Origin of the sequence: Myroides sp. C6-3 (genome assembly GCF_050522425.1) — a bacterium.
Lineage (GTDB): Bacteria > Bacteroidota > Bacteroidia > Flavobacteriales > Flavobacteriaceae > Flavobacterium.
Map to the genome: position 1 here is coordinate 70,491 of NZ_JBMVQP010000010.1, position 20,377 is coordinate 90,867.

A 20,377-nucleotide genomic window follows, 5' to 3' on the forward strand; every position below is an offset into this window, starting at 1 on the left:
TATATTGAATTAAAAATAGCGTTTATCTGGAGCTTTTCGCTTTTCCCACTTGATGTCACTCAACATAGACGATTTAATTCCAATGAAGAAGCCCCAACTGGTATAGGCTCCGATAGGAACCCAAGTAAAGTCCATGCGCCAACTCAGTAAATCGCGTTCAAAGCGCAACTGAGTAAACGTGACTCCTTTTTGGACAAAATCGTAACCCGAAGAGAAGCCTACTTTCCAACGCGGGGTAAGTTCAATGTTTCCGGACATCATAACGGAGTTGTTGGATATTTCGTTTTGTCTTGCCGAGTTGTTGTAAGTCAACGAGTAAGCAAAGGTTAAGTCCCACGGTAGTTTAGCATTGTAAAAGCCTTCAAAAGGACGATCTTCTTTGTTGTCGAACATACTCTGTCTGTTGTCTCCAAGGTTACCCGCTTGACCAAATAAATCATCACCTCGACCTCCATTATCCATAGAGTTTTGATTGGGCTTTTCAGTATTCCCAAAAAGAGGATCTCGACTCGACATAGACCAGTTTACGGTTACGTTAGCACTCGTTAAACGAAATAAACTACCGCCATTATTGATATTGAACATATCAATACGCTGATTGTTATTGTTTAATGCATAAGGGTCTAAGGTCATCCCCAAGTTGATTTGCATCTTGTCTTGAAAAATAGCTGTACCTGTAGATACCCGCATGGGTGCCCATTTCAAGGAATCGGCAGACATATTATAGCTCGTAGAAAGGTTTAAGTTGTTGAGCAACATAACTTTTCTAAACCCATCTTTCTCTTCTTCGTCTCTTACTTTTGCTTCGAAGGTATTGCTCACTCCCATGGTTAACATATTGGAGTTCGTCTTACCTGGAGCGCCAAACAATCCTCCTTGGAAGCGCGTATAGTCTTGCATCGTCAAACCTGTTGCATCAATGGCATACGTATCGTAATACTTGTCAAAACTTGGTGTGTAAGAATATCCCATAGTTGGACGCATAACGTGGCGAATAGCCTGAATTTTGCTGTCCTTATTGAAATTGAATGTACCGTAAATCGTTGTACCAATATTTGTACTTAAATTATACGTATTAAAGCGATCAAACCCATTGACGCGAATATCTTCTACTTTGTTTGTTTCAGCGTTGTATTGTTTTTTTTGCGTGTTGAATACCCAAACTTCATTATAACTACCACCTGCTGTTACAGAAAAATGTTTAAATAACTTAAAGTTTGTCGTAATGGGAATCGTATGTTGGAATCCTGTGTTTAAGCTGTCAAACATCGCTTGTTTAAAGAAGTTGTCTTCGTGAATATTCACGCGATTTTCTCCTCTAACATTATACGAAAGATTTAAATTTTTAATTAATCCCTTTTTAGATCCGTTTTTTGGTGCAAAAGGGAACATACGGTCAACACTTACTTGCATGGTAGGAAGTGACATGTTTATACGCCCTGTGTTTGTCGATTGCGAGTGTGTGGCTGAAAGGGACATATTCACCTGTGGGGTGCTTTCAAATGTTTTGGAATAACTAATCGAAGAGTTCATCGTGTTATTTAAAGAAGCCCCGACGTTATAGGAGTTATTTGATTGTCTGAAGTATTTACCACTACCCATATTGACCGAAGCAGAAAAACGAGAACCCGGATTAGCTTTAGCATCTTGGGAGTGATTCCATTGAATGTTGTAAATGGTGTTTTTTTGGTAATCAGGTAACCCTCTTTCACTAAAGACGTTATTTTCATAACGGATCAAAACACGACCATTGTATTTATAGCGATTAGCGTAGGAGCTACTTGTGCGTAATGCCCAGCTACCATTGGTGTAATAATCCCCTTGTAGGGTCAAATCTGCCTTTTCACTCATGGCAAAGTAGTACCCTCCATTTTGTAAATAATACCCTTGTTGATTGGTTTCCCCTACACTGGGAATGATAAATCCTGATTCTGCCTTTTCCGACATCGGAAAAAAGGCAAAAGGAAGTCCTAGTGGAGTAGGAACGTCTGCGATAACCATGTTAGTAGGTCCAACTACAACTTTTTTATTGGGTACTAATTTTACCTTTTTTGTTTTGAAGTAATATTCCGGATCATCTAAATCTTTAGCAGTGGTAAAGATTACATCTTCCATGAAATAAACCGAGTCGTTTTCCTTTTTTGTCATGCCCGATTTAATATTGAACTCCCCTTGAGAAGTTCTCGATTGCCATACTAAAGCACGTTGTGACTTGGTGTTGTACACAATAGAATCCGGTTCTACGATTTGCCCTCCTTGTTTGAAAACGGGAGCTTGGCTTAAATTTCCAACGCTGTCTTTAATACGACCTGCGTAAATTTGATTTTGTTCGTAATTGAATACAATAATACCTGCTGTTAGTTCAAAATCCTGATACTTCAGCTCGGCTTCGTTGTATAGTGTGATCTGCTTTTTCTTTTGATCAAGTTTATTGTAGTCTTTTGCTTTGCGGAAGACAATATCTTCTAGATAGCCTTTAACAGGTGGTTGTATGCTGTCTTTCGCCCCTGTTTTTGCAGGTATAGAATCCTGTAATGGGGCAATAGTATCCGTAACCAAACCGTTCAGTGATTCGGGGTCTTTTGTGTTGACTCTCAGTGAAGTAGTTGTTTTGTTGAACTCTTGAGCTTTGACTCTAGGGAACGAAAAAATCCCTAAAACAAACAAAACAATGACGATATTAAAAATATTAGTACGCAAATCTATGAATATGTGCTATTTTTGTAAAATCAAACCCGTTGTTTTTAACGTGTCAAACTTACATATATTTTTTCTGAAAAATGTAATTTAATTTATATTAAACGAATTCTAAACGACTTTTTTATGAACAATAGAGTTGCTAAATTGCTGTTAGTTTTTTCTTTCCTATGCTTTACGGTTGCGACCTTAGGGCAAAATAAAAAATTTAAGGTAGTATTAGATCCAGGCCATGGAGGAAAAGATTCCGGAACCAATCACTCTAGAAATGTAGAGAAAGATATTGTATTGGCTGTGGCTTTAGAAACAGGAAAAATTCTGGCAAAACACAAAGATATTGAAGTGATTTATACGAGAGACAAAGATGTCTTTGTTGAAGTGAAACAACGCTCTGTCATTGCCAATGATAAAGGAGGAAATGTTTTTGTGTCTATTCACTGTAATGGAGTTGATGGTAACACGGCTTATGGAACTGAAACCTATGTTATGGGTTTAAGTAAAAATAAATCAAACCTAGATGTAGCGAAAAAGGAGAACTCCGTGATTATGATGGAGGATGACTATAAAACGAAATACGCTGGTTTTGATCCGAGTGCACCAGAGTCAATCATTGGTCTAACCTTGATGCAAGAAGATTACATTCAACAGAGTATTGATTTGGCAAGTCGTGTACAAGATGGATTTACCTATGATTTAAAGCGAAAAAATAGAGGCGTGAAGCAAGGGCCTTTTTGGGTCTTACACGGTGCTTTTATGCCGAGTATCCTGATTGAGCTTGGTTTTGTTTCAAACAAAGACGAAGGTGCTTATTTGACGTCGGCTAAAGGACAAAAAGAATTAGCAGAATCTATTGCTAAGGGAATTGTCGAATACAAAAACGCATACTATGGTGGAGATGCAACGGTAAGCTTGAGTACAACAACGACTGCTTCATCTTCTGAGTCGACGTCAACGAAAACAAAGACAGAAACAAAAGCAAAAACGGTAAAAGGGGTGATTTTTAAAGTCCAAATTGCCGCGAGCTCTCGTGTTTTAGAGTTAAAACCTAAGAACTTTAAGGGACTTAGTAATGTGACAATGGAAAAAGGCGCTACTGTAAATAAGTATTTTTACTCCCAAACCTCGGATTACAATCAAGCCAAAAAACTCTTAGAAGAAGCTAAGGCAAAAGGACATAGCTCTTCCTTTATTGTAGCGTATAAAGACGGAAAGAGTATTTCGGTAGAGGAGGCATTGAAATAAACACTGCTTTTTATAAAATAAAAGTTTATTTTTGCGTGTTATAAAAAAATATAGAGTTTTGAAAATATCTAGAGAAATTAGAACAGCTATTTTAGTATTAGGAGCGATTGCTTTATTTATTTGGGGATATTCTTTTTTAGATGGAAGAAATATTTTTGATAATAGTACTAAATATTATGTTGAATACGATAACGTTGAAGGACTGACCACGTCTTCTAATGTCACAATTAATGGATTAGTAGTAGGGAAGGTTTCTCGTATCAATATTAACCCACAAACAGGTAAGCTTGTTGTAGAGTTAATGATGTCTCATCCTATTAGTATTGCAAAATCGAGTGTAGCGACAATTTATTCCCCTGGATTAATAGGTGGAAAAGGAATTTCGATTGACCCTAAGTTTGGAGAAACGGATTATGCAGAATCAGGGCACTATTTAAAAGGAGACGTACAGTTCGACATAACAGAGAAATTAGTTGGAGAATTAGAACCGTTAAAAACTAAAGTAGACGAAGTGCTACAAAATGCAAACGCAATGCTAGTTGCCGTTAATGGTATTTTGGATGAACAAATGCAAGCGGATTTAAAATCGAGTATTTCTGAATTGAAAGGAACATTAGCGGGAGCGAATAAGTTGATGCATGGGATCGAACCTCAATTGAACGGAACGATGAGCAACTTAAATGTGATGAGTGAAAATTTCGTTGAGCTTTCTCAAGAGCTAAACGAATTGGATATTAATGGAACATTTGCTAACTTACAACAAGCTTCAGCTAATATCGACAAAATACTTGCTGATATAGAGCATGGAAATGGTTCTGTAGGAAAGTTATTAAAAGACGAGGAATTGTATAACAACCTAACAGGAGCCTCGAAAGAACTAGAACTATTAATGCGCGATTTGAAAGAACATCCGAAGCGTTATGTTCACTTTTCACTTTTTGGTAAGAAAGCGACACCTTATCAAGAAAAGTAAGTTCAAGCGAAATTTAGAACCAATCTAACCAAAAAAACTAACAACTTTACAGAAACAATTTATTACAACTATGCAGTATTTAGGCCAAGCATTATTTTTAGTATTACTTATCGCTGGATTTGGCTTCTTTATTCGAAATGTAAAGAAATTAATTCGCAATATTAAGTTGGGTCGAGACATCGACCGTACCGATAGACCTAAAGAAAGATGGCGCAATATGATTCGCGTGGCATTGGGGCAATCCAAAATGGTAAAACGTCCAATACCTGCGATTTTACACCTCTTCGTGTATGTGGGATTCGTGATCATCAATATCGAAATGCTCGAAATTATTGTCGATGGATTATTTGGGACACATCGTGCATTTAGCTTTTTAGGCGTGGCATACGATGTCCTAATTGCGTGTTTTGAAGTGTTGGCGTTTCTCGTTATTTTTGGTGTGGCTGTTTTTTGGATTCGAAGAAATATATTGAAATTAAAACGCTTAAACCAACCCGAACTAGAAGGATGGGCGAAGCGTGACGCAAATAATATCATCTACATTGAAACAATCTTGATGGTTTTCTTTTTAGTAATGAATGCCGCAGATTACTATTTGCAAGTAAATAATTATACGCATTATACAGCTGTAGGATCATTCCCTATTTCAAGTTTATTAAGCCCTGTGTTTAGTGGAATGGATTTTGCCACCGTTGCTTTTATTGAGCGTTTTTGTTGGTGGGCGCATATTATTGGCGTAATGTTCTTTATGAACTACTTGTATTATTCTAAACATTTACACATTTTCTTAGCGTTCCCTAACACGTATTATGCGAATTTAGAACCGCAAGGAGAATTTGATAATCTAGAGTCTGTGAAGAATGAGGTAGCTTTAATGATGGATCCTAATGCTGACCCATTTGCAGCACCCGCTGAACCAGTAGGTGAGCCAGAGAAATTCGGTGCACAAGATGTGATGGATTTGAATTGGGTACAGTTGATGAATGCCTATTCTTGTACAGAATGTGGTAGATGTACTTCGTCTTGTCCACAAAATACAACAGGAAAAAAATTATCTCCTCGTAAGATCATGATGTCAACGCGCGATCGCTTGGAGGATGTAAGCAAAATATTAGATGCAAATAACGGTACGTTTGTAGACGATGGCAAAACACTGTTAAACGATTATATTACGCCGGAGGAACTTTGGGCATGTAATACGTGTAATGCATGTGTGGAAGAATGTCCAATCGATATTAGTCCTTTATCTATTATTATGGATATGAGAAGATTCTTAGTTATGGAACAAAGTGCGGCACCAATTGAATTAAACAATATGATGCAAAATATCGAAAACAACGGTGCACCATGGCAGTATAACCAAATGGATCGCTTAAACTGGAAGGACGAAAACTAAGTAACTAACAAGATAAATTGACAACAGCTGTTGATTTTAAATAGACACCAATAAATTATGTCAGAAAATTTAGTAGTGCCTACAATGGCCGAAATGATGGCAAGAGGAGAACAACCGGATGTTTTATTTTGGGTAGGTTGTTCCGGTAGTTTTGACGATAGAGCAAAAAAAATAACAAAGGCATTTGTAAAATTGTTGAACAAAGCCAACGTATCTTTCGCTGTACTAGGTACAGAAGAAGGATGTACGGGGGATCCAGCTAAACGCGCTGGAAATGAGTTCGCTTTTCAAATGCAAGCCATGATGAATATTCAAGTATTGGATGGATATGAGGTAAAGAAAATCGTTACCGCTTGTCCACACTGTTTTAATACATTGAAGAATGAGTATCCAGGATTAGGGGGGAAATACGAAGTTGTACATCATACGCAATTTCTTAAATCGCTGCTTGATGAAGGACGCTTAACAATAGAAGGCGGAAGTTTTAAAGGAAAACGCATTACCTTTCACGATCCTTGTTATTTAGGACGTGCAAATAATGTGTTTGAGGCACCTCGTCAATTGATTGAGAAATTAGATGCGGAGTTGGTAGAAATGAAGCGTTCCCGATTGAATGGATTTTGCTGTGGAGCTGGTGGAGCACAATTGTTTAAAGAACCAGAAAACGGAAGTAAAGAAGTGCACGTAGAACGTACAGAGGAAGCTTTAGGAACAAACGCTGAAATTATTGCAGCAGGATGTCCTTTCTGTAATACCATGCTTACTGATGGTGTGAAGTTCAAAGAAAAAGAAGGTGAAGTTAAAGTTCTTGACGTAGCCGAATTAATTGCAAACGCAGAAGATTTATAAACTATGTTTAAGCCATTTGAAGAAATGCCTGATCATTCCAGAGTTTGGATTTATCAGTCGAATAGAAAATTTTCCGATGAAGAAGTAGCAGAAATTGACACCGTTATGCGTCAGTTTACTGAAGAATGGGTGGCTCATGCAACACCATTAACTGCTTCATATGAGATTAAATACAATCGATTTATCATCCTCGCTGTAGATCAAGATATTCACGCAGCTTCTGGATGCTCCATCGATGCTTCCGTACGCGTTATTCAAGATATTGAACAAAAATACGCAGTCGATTTACTAGACAAAATGAACGTGACGTATAAAACGGGAGAGTTTATCGCTTTTAAAACAGTGGTGGAGTTTAAACAAATGGTAAAGACAAAAGCTGTTTCTGCGAATACTATTGTGTTTAACAACTTGGTAAACGATCTAGGAGAATATAGAGAGTTCTGGGAAGTACCTGCAGAAGAAAGTTGGCATAGCCGCTTCTTTAAATAGGACAATATGTGGATCCCACTAAAAATAAATCAATCACCGTTATTTTTTTAATGGTGATTTTTTTTTGCCTTTTTCATTCTATTTGATCGCAAAGCGTATTGGAAACGGCTGTGTTTTTCATGTGTATGTGTTGAAAAGAAGTTGATACTAAACAAGTTGGAGTTAATGTAGTGATTGAAAAAAGATAAAAATATTCTTATCTATGTTGTGTTTTTTACTTAGATAGTGTACTTTTTTATATAAAATACTAGGTTTATTTAAAGATGATGCTTGTATGGGGTCTTTTTTATGTAAAGCATATTTGTTAAGTTTGCAAGGAGGACATTTTTCTATTGGTATTTCTTTAGAGGATTCCTATATTTAAGAAAAGCTAAAAAATCTATGAAAAGAGTATTATTAACACTTTTGTTACTCCCTTTTTTGTCTCACGGACAACCTAATACTAAATTTTATTCTTCTGAAATTCAACAACGCCAATGGGTTGATAGTGTTTATAATTCGATGTCTTTAGAGCGCAGAATTGGGCAGCTATTTATGGTAGCAGCTTATTCGAATAAGAATGAGAAACACGTGGCAGAACTAGAGCGCTTAGTGGATGCGAATCACGTGGGGGGATTGATCTTTTTTCAAGGTGGACCACAACGACAAGCGCAAATTGCAAATCGCTTGCAAAGGCAAAGTAAACTGCCTTTACTTGTGGGAATTGATGGAGAATGGGGATTGCGAATGCGATTGGATTCGACCTATCGCTTTCCGTATAATATGACCTTGGGTGCGGTTCAAAACCTAGCGCTCATTGAAGCAACGGGTAAAGCGATGGCGAAGCAATCAAAACGCATCGGATTACACTTTAATTTTGGACCGGTTGTCGATGTGAATAACAATCCGAATAACCCAATTATTGGTGTTCGTTCTTATGGCGAAACGAGAGAAATTGTCACCGATAGAGCGTTGGCTTTCATGAAGGGATATCAAAGCGAGGGGCTTTTTGCAACGGCAAAACATTTTCCAGGTCACGGTGATACTTCGACAGATTCTCATTACAATTTACCCTTAATTGATTTAGACAAAGATCGCTTGAATCAGGTGGAATTGTATCCGTATAAGAAGTTGATCAAACAAGGACTTTCGAGTGTGATGGTTGCTCACTTAAATTTCCCAGCTTATGAACCAAACGATGCCATTCCGAGTTCTCTGTCCTATAATGTAGTGACTAAGTTGCTAAGAGAAGAGCTTGAATTTGAAGGGCTTATATTCACCGATGCGTTGAATATGAAAGGTGTTGCTAGTTATTTGTCTCCTGGAGAAGTGGATCTAGCAGCATTTAAGGCTGGAAATGATTTATTGTTGTTTTCTGAAGATGTTGACAAAGCAGTTGTAAAACTAAAAGAAGCGTTTGAATTAGGCGAGATTAGCGAAAGCCGATTGGCGTATTCCGTTAAAAAGGTGTTGAGCTATAAGTATAAAGTGGGATTGACTAATCCATTGATAATTAACGAGACCAATCTTGTCGAAGATCTCAATGCAGCTGAATACGACGATCTGAATACTAAATTGTACAACGAAGCGATCACCTTAGTCAAGAATAGCAACAAGCTCATTCCGATTCGCAAATTAGCACATGAAAAGATTGCCTATGTTTCCTTAGGAGACGATGATGGCACCCCTTTTCTTGAAATGATGCAAAATTATGCAGCTATAGATGTAGTAGCTGCTACAGATCTTACTCGTTTAAAAGACTATTCACTCGTTGTTATTGGGTATCACAAGGTGGATAATCCTTGGAGAAATCAAAATTTATCTAAGGAAGAAAAAGCAATTGTCGGACAAATTGCAAAGGCGAAGAAAACGATTTTGGTATCGTTTGCTAAGCCCTATGCTTTGAGTGGAATTGAAGAAGAAATTAAAGATTTAGAGGCTTTAGTTGTTGGATATCAGAATAATACTTTTGCGGAACAAGCGGCTGCTCAAGTTGTTTTTGGTGCTTTAGGTGCAAAAGGAGAACTACCCGTAACCATTACGGATAAGTACGATGTAGGAACTGGTATTAAGACAAAACCTTTGGATCGTCTTGGGTTTTCAACACCCGCTAACGAAGGATTAGATCCTGTGGTATTGCATAAAATAGACAGCATTGCCCAATATGCGGTTGATCAAAAACTGACCCCAGGTGCTCAAATTTTGGTGGCTCGCCATGGTAAGGTCGTGTACAATAAATCGTTTGGCTATCATACCTATCTACCAGAATACCCAGTGAAAAACACAGATTTATATGACTTGGCATCGTTGACTAAGATTTTAGGAACACTTCCACTGGTGATGAAGTTATACGATGAGCACAAAATCACCATGCAATCTAAATTAGGAGATTTAGTACCTGAATTTAAAGGAACGGATAAGCAAGATATTACTGTAAAAGACCTACTGACGCATCAATCGGGATTGGTCGCTTGGATTCCCTTTTATAAAAATACGCTAGACAGTGTTTCACGCCCAGATAGCGCGTTGTATCGCACCCAATTTTCTCCGGAGTTTCCTACGCAAGTAAGTGAACAGTTATTTATAAAAAAGGACTATACGCAAACGATGTTGGAAGAAATTGCCAACAGTAAATTGGCGACTAAAAAAGAGTATAAGTACAGCGATTTGGGGTTTATTACTTTAAAAGAATACATCGAACGTACCTACTACCGTACGTTGGATCAGTTGGTGCAAGAAAAGTTGTACCAATCGATTGGAGCGAATCGATTAACGTATTTGCCTTTGCGTAAATTTAAGGCAAGTGAAATTACACCGACAGAAGAAGATAACTATTACCGATACACTACCGTTCACGGGTATGTACATGATATGGGGGCCGCTATGCAAGGTGGGGTTGCAGGGCATGCTGGACTTTTCGGTACAGCTTTGGATGTGGCTAAAATCATGCAAATGTATTTGAATGAAGGGCATTATGGAGAGGAGCAATTCTTTTCAAAGTCTACGTTCGAAGTTTTTAATACTTGTATCTACTGCGAGAAAGGAAATAGAAGGGGGATTGGTTTTGACAAACCACAACAAGTTGGCAAACCAGGACCAACGTGTGGGTGTGCTTCGCTAACTAGTTTTGGACATACCGGATTTACAGGTACAATGGCTTGGGCTGATCCTGAAAATGATCTTGTCTATGTGTTCCTGTCTAATCGTACCTATCCTGATTCAAATGTCAATCGCTTATCCAAAGAAAATATACGAGAAAATATTCAACAAGTTATTTACGAGTCAATTGTAAAGTAAGAAGGAAGGGCAAAGGATACTTTTGTTAAATAGTTTGTATTCTATATAATCAAAAGGTAAATTTTTACTTAGTATAAATTTTTCGAAGTATCTTTAAGCACCAAATAATTCATATATGAAAATCGCAATCGTATGCTACCCAACTTTCGGCGGAAGTGGGGTTGTAGCTACAGAGCTAGGTTTGGAACTAGCAAAAAGAGATCATGAAGTACATTTTATCACCTATAGTCAACCTGTTCGTTTAGCTTTATTAAATCCAAAGATTTATTACCACGAAGTTAATGTACCTGAATATCCTTTGTTTCACTATCAACCGTATGAACTAGCTTTATCTAGTAAATTAGTCGATATCGTTAAATTATTCAATATTGATGTCTTGCATGTGCATTATGCGATTCCACATGCTTACGCAGGGTATATGGCCAAGCAAATGTTGAAGGAAGAGGGGATTGATTTACCTATGATTACGACATTACACGGAACGGATATTACGTTGGTCGGAAATCATCCTAACTACAAAACAGCGGTTACTTTTAGTATTAATCAATCAGACTTTGTCACTTCCGTATCGGAATCTTTGAAACAGTCTACGTATGAGCTGTTTCAAAGCAAAAAAGAAATCTGTGTAATACCTAACTTCATAGAAGTAAAGGATGTAGACTATTCAGAAACGCCTTGTAAACGAAGTGCGATGGCGGAAAAAGGGGAGTTTATTATTACGCATATCAGTAATTTTAGAAAGGTAAAACGCATTGGAGATGTCGTAAAGATTTTTTATGGTATCCAACAAGTTGTTCCTGCAAAATTAATGCTGGTTGGCGATGGACCTGAAAAAGAAAAGGCAGAGCGTTTGGCGATGGAGTTGGGAATATACGATAAGATTATCTTCTTTGGAAACAGTACAGAAGTCAATCAGATTTTAGGCTATTCTGACTTATTTTTACTACCCTCAGAGACAGAGAGTTTCGGATTAGCAGCATTAGAAGCAATGGCAGTGGGTGTTCCTGTTATTTCGAGTAATACAGGTGGTTTACCAGAAGTTAATGATCACGGTGTTTCAGGTTATCTCAGTGAGGTGAAAGATGTCGATGATATGGTTAAGAACGCCTTGGACATTCTAAAGGATGAAGATACTTTATGTCGTTTTAAAGAAGGTGCGAGAAAAACGGCAAAGCGCTTTCAAATCAGCGAAATCTTGCCTATTTATGAAAATTTATACGACAAAGCTGTAGCTTTAAAAAAGAAGTAAACAACAGACATAAAGAAGAAAAACTCGTTTCGATTAAGAAGCGAGTTTTTTTTTGATTAAATTGTTCTTGTCAATCAATTAGGAGCAGTTACAGGATGAATAAGAAAACAGCTATAGAGACTTGGAGTCGATCGAAGATCATGGGGGAAGAACCCTGGGAGATTACGTTGTTTCAACATAAAGAAAAAGGGAGAAGTGATTTGATTATGCCCCATAAGCACGATTTTTATCTCATTCTCTTCGTCGAAGAAGGTACAGGAGTACACGAAATTGACTTTAAACAGCTAGAAGTAAAACCCTACCAAGTTCATTTTTTACGTCCACAACAAGTGCATTATTGGAAGCTTGCTGAAGATACGATGGGCTATCAATTGATGTTTTCAACAGGAGCAATTCACCTTGGAAATCGCCTAAGTACTTTGCCTTTTTTTCAAATGGATGTACCTCCTGTTCTAGAACTAACAGCTACTACTTATGAAAGTTTAAACATAGAGCTAAACAAGCTGCATCAACTTTTGCCAGATGAAACACCTATTGGTCAAGAAATTAGTGTTTTGCAGTTTTTCTTGCTCTTAAAGAAGATTCAACAGTTCTATTCTAGGGCTTATCCTGTTGTGGAAAGGCAAACAAAAGACCTTAAAATACAAGAATTTAAAACCTTGTTAGAGGTTCATTTTAAAACACAAAATCAAGTGGCTTTTTATGCGGATCAATTGAATATTACACCCAATTACCTCAATATACGCGCTAAGAAAATACTAGGGATTTCTGCGAGTCACTGTATTCAGCAACGCATTATTCTTGAAGCAGAACGCTTGTTGATTACGACGGATTTGTCAATCAAGGAAATTGCCTATGAATTGGGGTTTCAAGATACAGGCTATTTCAATCATTACTTTAAAAAATGGCAAAATATGACACCAGGTCAATTTCGAGAGAGTTATAATATGTACAATAAAACGCTGTAAATACACAAGGGCTTTTTTTCGTATCAATTCTATATTTGTAAAACGAATTTAAATATAAATGGCTTATGGTTAGGAGAGTGGTTTGTGGTTTGTGTGTGATCTTCTCCGTTGGGTTATCTACTAATCTAATGGCGGGGTGTTCGAATAATAACAATAGTGAATTAGAAAGTGAGATGAATACTACAGGAGAAAAAGCGTTATTCCAAGCAGTGAAAAACAAGGATTTAACACAAGTGAAAGCAATTGTAGGCGCTGCTAAATTTAATCTAGAAGTGAAGAACAAAAAAGGAGAAACACCTTTAATGTTGGCTGCGTACCTGCAGTACAATGAGATTGCTTTTTATTTGATTGAACAAGGCGCAAATGTCAATACACAAGATTTGAATTTAAATAGTCCGTTTTTGTATGCAGGAGCGGAAGGTAATTTAGCTTTGGTTCAAAAGGCTTTAGCGCATGGAGCAGATTTTACGGTATTTAATCGCTACAGGGGGACAGCTTTAATTCCAGCAGCCGAAAAGGGACATCTTGAAGTTGTTAAGTTGCTTGTTCACACGCCTAATTTTCCAATAGACCATGTCAATCGATTGGGATGGACGGCTTTGATGGAGGCTATTGTATTGAGTGATGGAGGACCAATACATGTGGCTATTGTCAAAGAGTTGATCGCAGGTGGAGTAGATGTAAATATTCCAGATCACGATGGCAAAACACCGTTGTATCACGCTAAGGTTAATAAATATAAAGAAATGGCGCAGCTGTTAGAAGCAGCAGGTGCATATTAAGGAAAAGAAAACGAATGAACAGGAAAGAATTTCTTCAGTTGACGACCGCTGGTGCAGGAGGGTTTTTCATTTCTGGGACGAAATGGGCTACTGTACAAGACGAGGAAGTAAAAAAAGTAACGGCGGATACAAAGGAATTTGTATTGGTGAATGCTCGATTAGAAGAGGGGTTTAATTATAATGACTATGGACAAGTCAAGGCAACACAAACTGGCTTGTATGACTTATACATTAAGGAAGGAAAGATTGTTACCATAAAACCTGCACTTGGAGCGGTATATGATGTTGCTAGCTTTGATGTGCAGGGAAAACTAGTTTTACCTGGTCTACGCGATATGCATATTCACATTGATAAAACATGGTATGGCGAGCCTTGGCAAGCAGAACCGATAAGAGGGAAAACAGTAAAAGATATGATCGATTTAGAGCGTCGTATTTTGCTTGATCTCTTACTGCATTCAACGGAAAAAGCGGAAAAAGCGATCGATTTAATGAATCGAAAAGGAACGTATTTTGCGCGTTGTCAAACGAATATTGAACCAACAAGTGGACTGAAAAGTTTGGAACACCTCCAAAAAGCGTTGGTGAATAAAAAGGATTTTATACAAGCTGAAATTGTTGCTTTTCCGCAACATGGTATTTTGTATTCTGATTCAGCGGGATTATTGCGTGAAGCAGCACAAATGGGGGTAGATTATATTGGAGGGTTGGATCCTACAACGGTAGATGGTGATAGGAAGAAATCATTAGATGTGATGTTTCAGATTGCCTTAGAGTACAATAAAGGTGTAGATATTCACCTGCATGAGGGTAAAGCTACTGGTTTAGCTGCTATTGAGTACATGATTGATACCGTACGCGCAAATAAAACACTTCAAGGAAAAACGTTTATTAGCCATGGATTTGCCCTAGGTCAATTGGAAATGAAAAAAGTAGAGGCCCTTAGTGATCAGTTGGCAGAAGTAGGGATCGGAGTGATTTCAACAGTACCCATCGGCAAATTAAATATGCCTATTCCGACGTTTTACAAACATAAGGTACAAGTGATGACAGGTACAGATAGTATCATAGACCATTGGTCTCCTTTTGGCTCTTGTGATATGTTGGAAAAAGCAAAATTAACAGCAGAATTATACGGTTGGCGCGATGAATTTACTTTATCTAGAGCTTTACAGATCGCTACAAAAGATCAATTGACACCTTTAACGGATGAAGGACAACAAGTTTGGCCTCTACCAGGACAAGAAGCTACTTTTATTGTAGTGGACGCCTCATGTTCTGCAGAAGCAGTTGCTCGAACTCCACAACGAGAAGCTGTCTTTAACAGAGGAAAATTAGTTTATAGCGTCTAAAATAAACACAGTAGATATAGGAACAACAAACAACAAAAAGAGCGATTCATACTTAATCGCTCTTTTTTTTTTTCTTATTTCAGGTAAACAGATTCTTTTTTAAAGTGAACAGTAAGTAAGTAATACAATACAGCTCTATATTTGTGTTTGTTCGAAGCACCATATTGGTCAATTACCTTTTTCAGTCCTTCATCTAATTTAGCATCGTCTTTTAATCCTAATTTCTTAATTAAGAAATTGTTGCGAACCGTTGCCATTTCAGACTCTGAAGAACTAGCTACTGTAGATGAATCTTGGTTGTAAATCGATGGTCCACATCCAATAGTCACTTTCTCTAGTAATTCCATGTTTGGTTTAACGCCACATTTGTCTTTTAAATCCGCAGCGTACTTTTCAATTAATTCAGCTCTTTTACTCATAATTTTATTTATTTGTTGCTACAAGTTACTAAAAATAAAAGAGATCGTGCTATAAAAAACTACAAATTGCGATAATATTTTTTAAAAACCTCATCGTTCAAGAATGTAGGGGTTTGCACCTCTAAAATAGCAGGGCGATCATTGGCTTGGAAAAACGTTGTCGCCATGGTTTCTAGCGCCTTTTGGTCTTTTGCACACCAATAAGTAAAACCATACATCGCAGCTAAATGTTCCGCAGTAAGTTGATGGGTTGTTTCAAAATAGGTATTAAAAACTTCATTTTCTTGATGACCAGGAAGAGTTCGGAAGATTCCACCTCCTCCATTGTTGATTAGAATGATTTTGAAGTTCTTCGGTATATACCTATTCCAAAGGGCATTGCTGTCATAAAAGAAACTAATATCTCCCGTCATGAGTACCGTTGGTTCTCCTGATCCCACAGCAGCGCCTATAGCGGTTGACGTACAACCGTCAATGCCGCTAGTTCCTCTGTTGCAATATACGGTTATAGTCGGATCAACAGCAGTAAGTTGAACATAGCGAATAACAGCACTATTACTAACCTGCAATTGACTGTATAAAGGCAATTGAGCAACTAAATAATCAATAGCTGTAAAATCAGAAAACTGAGCCGTAGACAGGAACGCTTTGTGCTTGGTATTGCGCACCTTCATTAAGTGGTGTGCCCACGATCTATAGGTTGATTGAACAGGTTGAAGAGCAGAGGTCAACTGGGTTAAGAAAGACTGTGCATCGGTATAAATACGATCCGTTAAGCAGTCGTAGGTGTCGTAATGACGTAGCGTATCCACGTGCCAATGTTGCTTAGGAGCATACTGACGTAGAAATTGCTTTATCTTTTTACTGACTACCATTCCGCCAAACGTTAGTAATATATCCGGTTGAAGCTGTTGTAAATCGGCATCAGTCATCGGAATAACCAAGCGATCAATCGCATTAATCACAAGAGGATCATTGATGTTACTTAATGTTTCTGCCAAGAACAGCGTAGACTCATCTTTTGCTAGTTCTGCAACTATGGCAGCAGAAATAGAGTTGGGGGCGCAAGTACCTACAAGGATCATCTTTTTAGGAGCCTTTGTCCATTCTTTTTTATAGTAATCGAAATTGACTGGTGGAAGATTGGGGAATTGCGTTTGTAGTATTGTTGGCTGTACTGTTAGGTGTTCCGTAGTTTGGTATAAAGGTTCTTCAAAAGGTGCATTGATATGAACTGGTCCTCTTTTGGTTAGGGCAGTGTCAATAGCCGTTTGAATGAGTTGATCGTTCTCATCGCTTGCCTCTTCTGTAAGGTTGGCGCTGTATACAATGTGATTTTGATACACATTTTGTTGACGAATCGTCTGTCCGTCTCCGATATCAATTTTGTGTAGTGGTCGATCTGCTGATAACACCACTAAAGGTGTTTGGCTGTAAAAAGCCTCTGCAACAGCAGGGTAATAATTTAAAAGTGCAGACCCTGAGGTACAGATTAAAATTGTGGGGGTATGCATTTGTTGTGCTAAACCCATTCCGAAGAAAGCAGCACATCGTTCATCAGCAATGCTATAGCAAGTAAAAAATGGATCGTTGGTAAAACCAATGGTCAAAGGCGCATTACGCGATCCAGGAGATATAACAACGTGCTTTAGATTTTTTGCTTTACAAATCGAAAGAATACTTTGTGCTAACTGTATTGAAGGATAAACCATAGTAATTTTAAAAAGATAAAATTACAAATAAAATTACTATGGCATCCTTATTCTAACTTATTTCTTTTTTATCCAATCCTTGATTTCAGGATCATTGGGAAGTATTCTTGGATTGATGACTTGCACTACATGACCTTGTTCATCAATCAAATATTTTTGAAAATTCCATTCTACTGTACTATCGGCAAAACCGTTTAAACTCTTTTGTGTTAGGAATTGATAAATAGGTGCTATATCCTCGCCTTTTACGGATATTTTTTCCATCATCGGAAAGGTTACTCCAAAATTGGCTTTACAAAAAGTAGCGATTTCTGTATTACTTCCTGGCTCTTGATTGCCAAAATTGTTTGCAGGAAACCCTACAATGGCAAAATTATCCCCTCCAAATTCTTCATATAAACTTTGTAGTAATTCATATTGCGGCGTTAATCCGCATTCAGATGCCGTGTTGACGATTAGTATTTTTTTTCCTTTTAAGGAGGCAAAGTCAAAATCATTTCCATACAAATCCTTTACCTTAAATTGGTAAATCGTCTGTTTGTTCTTTGCTGTTTCTTTCATGGTTGCTGTTTGTTTTACGTATTCGTTCGCTTTTACAATTGATGGGCTTAGTGCTAATAAAGCAAATGCCAAAACATAATTTTTCATTCAATGATTTGCTGAGTGGATTTACACGTGTAAATCTGGTTTTTAATGTATTAAAATTACAAATAGATTTTTTAAATACTAAGGATTTAACGTTTTAAAAAAAAGAACGGAGCAATTGCTAACAAATTCGCAGTTTAGGGAGTGAAAAAGAAAATAGTATAAATCAATTGGGAAAAAGGAAAACAAAGCGCATATATTTTATTTGCGCTTTACACAAGTTCCGATTGGAAAGTATTAAAATTAGAAGAATCCTAACGAAAAATGACTCTGGTTGATTTTTGTTTAATGGAAGAAGATTACAGTGTTAATAGCCTATTAAAAAGCAAAAAGTAGAACAATCTGCATATGCATTATTGCGTTAGTTTTCTACAAAGTGAAAGAAAACAAAAGATGAAGAACGTACTTGTGGTTTTATTTTTGGTGCTCGCTGTTACGGCTCAAGGAAAACGAAAACCCAGTTTAAAAAAGGCAGATAGATACTTTACTAAGATGGAGTATGTCAAGGCAAAAGACGAATACACTCGTTTACTAAGAGGCAGACATACCCCTAATTATATCAATCAACAGTTAGCGTTGTGCTATGATCAATTGGGACTGTCAGTTCAGGCAGCGCAATTTTATACCAAAGCTCTAGAGCAAGATCCAGGCTTGTCTGTAGCATTTTATTATCGCTTGGCGTATAACTTGACTAAAAATGGACGATACGAAGCAGCTGCAGCTGCGATGTACACGTTTGCCCATGGAGCAGCAGACGATCCTAAGGCGCTTTATTTTTTAAAACACGCAGACGATTATCCGCGTTGGGGAAAAAATCTATCTACTCACTTTATTGAAGAAGCGGGAATTAACGATGCTTATTATGCTGATCACAGTCTTTCCTGGACTACAACTGATACCCTATTATTTGTTTCTAATCGAACGAAATACAACCAAAAATGGGTGAGAAAGCTCTTTGAAGCCAAAGAAAAGGGAACGAAAATGCCGAATACAGCACTGTATCAGACCACGTTAAAATCCAAAGATGAACCTGTTTTTGAACACAGTTTGCTAAAGGGGAGAATTAACCGACGCTTTATGGACGGACAAGCGGTGATGCATCCCTCCAATAAGTTGATTTACTTCACTTCTGAGAGTTATCGTCATCGCAAGTTTCGAAAGAATAAAGCTGTCAAAAGAAGACAGGGATTGATGAGCTTATTTTGGGCAGAACGCAAAGGTAAAAAGTGGAATAAAATAACTGTATTGCCCTTTGTTCAAGTAGGCTATACGTATGTTAATCCCTTTGTTTCTCCTCAAGGGGACTACCTGTATTTTGCTTCCAATCAACCAGGGAGTATTGGGGAGTTGGACTTGTGGCGCGTTTCTATTTTAGAAGAGGGAAAGGCTTTTGGAGAACCCGAAAATTTGGGAGAGCGAATCAACACGGGGTATAAGGAGGACTATCCTTTTATTACAGAAGATGAGATCTTGTACTTTACTTCAGATCGATGGGGAGGATATGGAGGGTTGGATATTTATGCCTTAGACTTGAAAGACAAACAGGCGGTACCTCAAAACTTGAGGGAAGGAGTCAATACACCTAAAGATGATTTTAACTGGGTGTATAACAGCAAACGAGATTTTGGTTTTTTGTCGAGTAATCGCATTGGTAGACAAGATATTTATCGGGTAAAGCCGCTTTGTGAGACGGTGGTTCAGGGTATGGTGGTAGATATCGATACACGAGAAGCACTGCGTGGAGTGAAGCTTGCTTTTGTCGATAAATCGCGTCAAATACTAGCAGAAGTAGAAACCGATGAGCAGGGGCAGTTTGAATCGACTATTTCGTGTAACAAAGCGTATACGTTAAAATTTGAAAAAGAAGGCTATTTCTATAAAGAAGAAGAATACAGCAGTGGCAAAGGAAAAGAAGAACCCCTTGACATTGCATTGCGCAAACAGGTACGCCCAGAGGTTCAAGACAATCAAGTGATACTCAATGCTATTCCTTTTGCGTTTGATCAAGCAACGATTACTGCGGTAGGAGAACGCGAATTAGATCGATTGGTCGACTTTATGCGCGAAAATAAAACAATGCGAATCTTAATTGTTGCTCACACGGATCACGTGGGAAAAGAAAAGTATAACCAAAGGCTATCCGAAGCAAGAGCAAAGGCAACAGCTCAATATTTATTCGATCAGGGGATAAGTTCGGGGCGCATAGAAGTGAAAGGGGTAGGGAGCAGCCAACCGAAAGTGAAGTGCGATCCTTGTTCGCCTGCCGAAGATCAACAAAATAGGCGATCAGAGTTTCATATCCTCCATCTTTAACGAAGAAAAACAGCA

General features: G+C 37.8%; 15 protein-coding genes. 11 read left to right on the top strand and 4 right to left on the bottom strand.

The window, feature by feature from the left end; translation table 11 throughout:
* Positions 1 to 9: 9 nt before the first annotated feature.
* Positions 10 to 2,700, bottom strand: coding sequence for a putative LPS assembly protein LptD (locus tag ACPDG9_RS06170; protein ID WP_430526887.1), 2,691 nt, complete (start codon positions 2,698 to 2,700; stop codon positions 10 to 12).
* Between the two features lie 123 nt (positions 2,701 to 2,823).
* On the opposite strand from ACPDG9_RS06170, the gene ACPDG9_RS06175 reads away from it, so the two are divergent.
* The 10 genes from ACPDG9_RS06175 to ACPDG9_RS06220 all read left to right on the top strand — a co-directional run bounded on the left by ACPDG9_RS06175 (position 2,824) and on the right by ACPDG9_RS06220 (position 15,273).
* A complete protein-coding gene (locus ACPDG9_RS06175; RefSeq protein ID WP_430526888.1) occupies positions 2,824 to 3,939 on the top strand; it encodes an N-acetylmuramoyl-L-alanine amidase family protein in 1,116 nt (371 codons plus the stop codon).
* Positions 3,940 to 3,997: 58 nt separating this feature from the next.
* Positions 3,998 to 4,912 (top strand): MlaD family protein, encoded by a 915-nt coding sequence (locus tag ACPDG9_RS06180; RefSeq protein ID WP_430526889.1) that lies wholly within the window; start codon positions 3,998 to 4,000, stop codon positions 4,910 to 4,912.
* Positions 4,913 to 4,982: 70 nt separating this feature from the next.
* A complete protein-coding gene (locus ACPDG9_RS06185; protein WP_430526890.1) occupies positions 4,983 to 6,308 on the top strand; it encodes a 4Fe-4S dicluster domain-containing protein in 1,326 nt (441 codons plus the stop codon).
* A gap of 57 nt (positions 6,309 to 6,365) precedes the next feature.
* Complete coding sequence (locus ACPDG9_RS06190) at positions 6,366 to 7,157, top strand: (Fe-S)-binding protein (protein WP_430526891.1); 792 nt, start codon at positions 6,366 to 6,368, stop codon at positions 7,155 to 7,157.
* Between the two features lie 3 nt (positions 7,158 to 7,160).
* Positions 7,161 to 7,646 carry an ABC transporter ATPase gene (locus ACPDG9_RS06195; protein ID WP_430526892.1) on the top strand — a complete coding sequence of 162 codons (486 nt, stop codon included), beginning with the start codon at positions 7,161 to 7,163 and terminating at the stop codon, positions 7,644 to 7,646.
* A 381-nt stretch (positions 7,647 to 8,027) separates the two neighbouring features.
* Positions 8,028 to 10,922 carry a glycoside hydrolase family 3 N-terminal domain-containing protein gene (locus ACPDG9_RS06200; RefSeq protein ID WP_430526893.1) on the top strand — a complete coding sequence of 965 codons (2,895 nt, stop codon included), beginning with the start codon at positions 8,028 to 8,030 and terminating at the stop codon, positions 10,920 to 10,922.
* A gap of 115 nt (positions 10,923 to 11,037) precedes the next feature.
* Complete coding sequence (gene bshA, locus ACPDG9_RS06205; RefSeq protein WP_430526894.1) at positions 11,038 to 12,171, top strand: N-acetyl-alpha-D-glucosaminyl L-malate synthase BshA; 1,134 nt, start codon at positions 11,038 to 11,040, stop codon at positions 12,169 to 12,171.
* Between the two features lie 95 nt (positions 12,172 to 12,266).
* Entirely contained in the window at positions 12,267 to 13,139 is an 873-nt protein-coding gene (locus ACPDG9_RS06210) for a helix-turn-helix domain-containing protein (protein ID WP_430526895.1), read from the top strand.
* Between the two features lie 65 nt (positions 13,140 to 13,204).
* On the top strand, positions 13,205 to 13,921 hold the full coding sequence (locus tag ACPDG9_RS06215; protein ID WP_430526896.1) for an ankyrin repeat domain-containing protein: 717 nt from the start codon (positions 13,205 to 13,207) through the stop codon (positions 13,919 to 13,921).
* A 14-nt stretch (positions 13,922 to 13,935) separates the two neighbouring features.
* Positions 13,936 to 15,273 (top strand): amidohydrolase, encoded by a 1,338-nt coding sequence (locus ACPDG9_RS06220; protein ID WP_430526897.1) that lies wholly within the window; start codon positions 13,936 to 13,938, stop codon positions 15,271 to 15,273.
* A gap of 74 nt (positions 15,274 to 15,347) precedes the next feature.
* On the opposite strand, the gene ACPDG9_RS06225 is transcribed toward ACPDG9_RS06220, so the two are convergent.
* From ACPDG9_RS06225 to ACPDG9_RS06235, 3 genes are read right to left on the bottom strand one after another with little or no spacing between them, the layout of a single operon-like run.
* Positions 15,348 to 15,692, bottom strand: a complete 345-nt coding sequence (locus tag ACPDG9_RS06225) for a DUF2853 family protein (protein WP_182647464.1) — start codon at positions 15,690 to 15,692, stop codon at positions 15,348 to 15,350.
* 59 nt (positions 15,693 to 15,751) lie between these two features.
* A complete protein-coding gene (gene menD / locus ACPDG9_RS06230; protein WP_430526898.1) occupies positions 15,752 to 17,404 on the bottom strand; it encodes a 2-succinyl-5-enolpyruvyl-6-hydroxy-3-cyclohexene-1-carboxylic-acid synthase in 1,653 nt (550 codons plus the stop codon).
* Positions 17,405 to 17,461: 57 nt separating this feature from the next.
* Positions 17,462 to 18,052: a glutathione peroxidase gene (locus tag ACPDG9_RS06235; RefSeq protein ID WP_430526899.1), complete on the bottom strand. Its 591-nt coding sequence runs from the start codon at positions 18,050 to 18,052 to the stop codon at positions 17,462 to 17,464.
* Between the two features lie 390 nt (positions 18,053 to 18,442).
* Here ACPDG9_RS06235 and ACPDG9_RS06240 point away from each other — a divergent pair, with 390 nt between their 5' ends.
* Positions 18,443 to 20,362 (top strand): OmpA family protein, encoded by a 1,920-nt coding sequence (locus ACPDG9_RS06240; RefSeq protein ID WP_430526900.1) that lies wholly within the window; start codon positions 18,443 to 18,445, stop codon positions 20,360 to 20,362.
* The last annotated feature ends 15 nt before the right edge of the window (positions 20,363 to 20,377 follow it).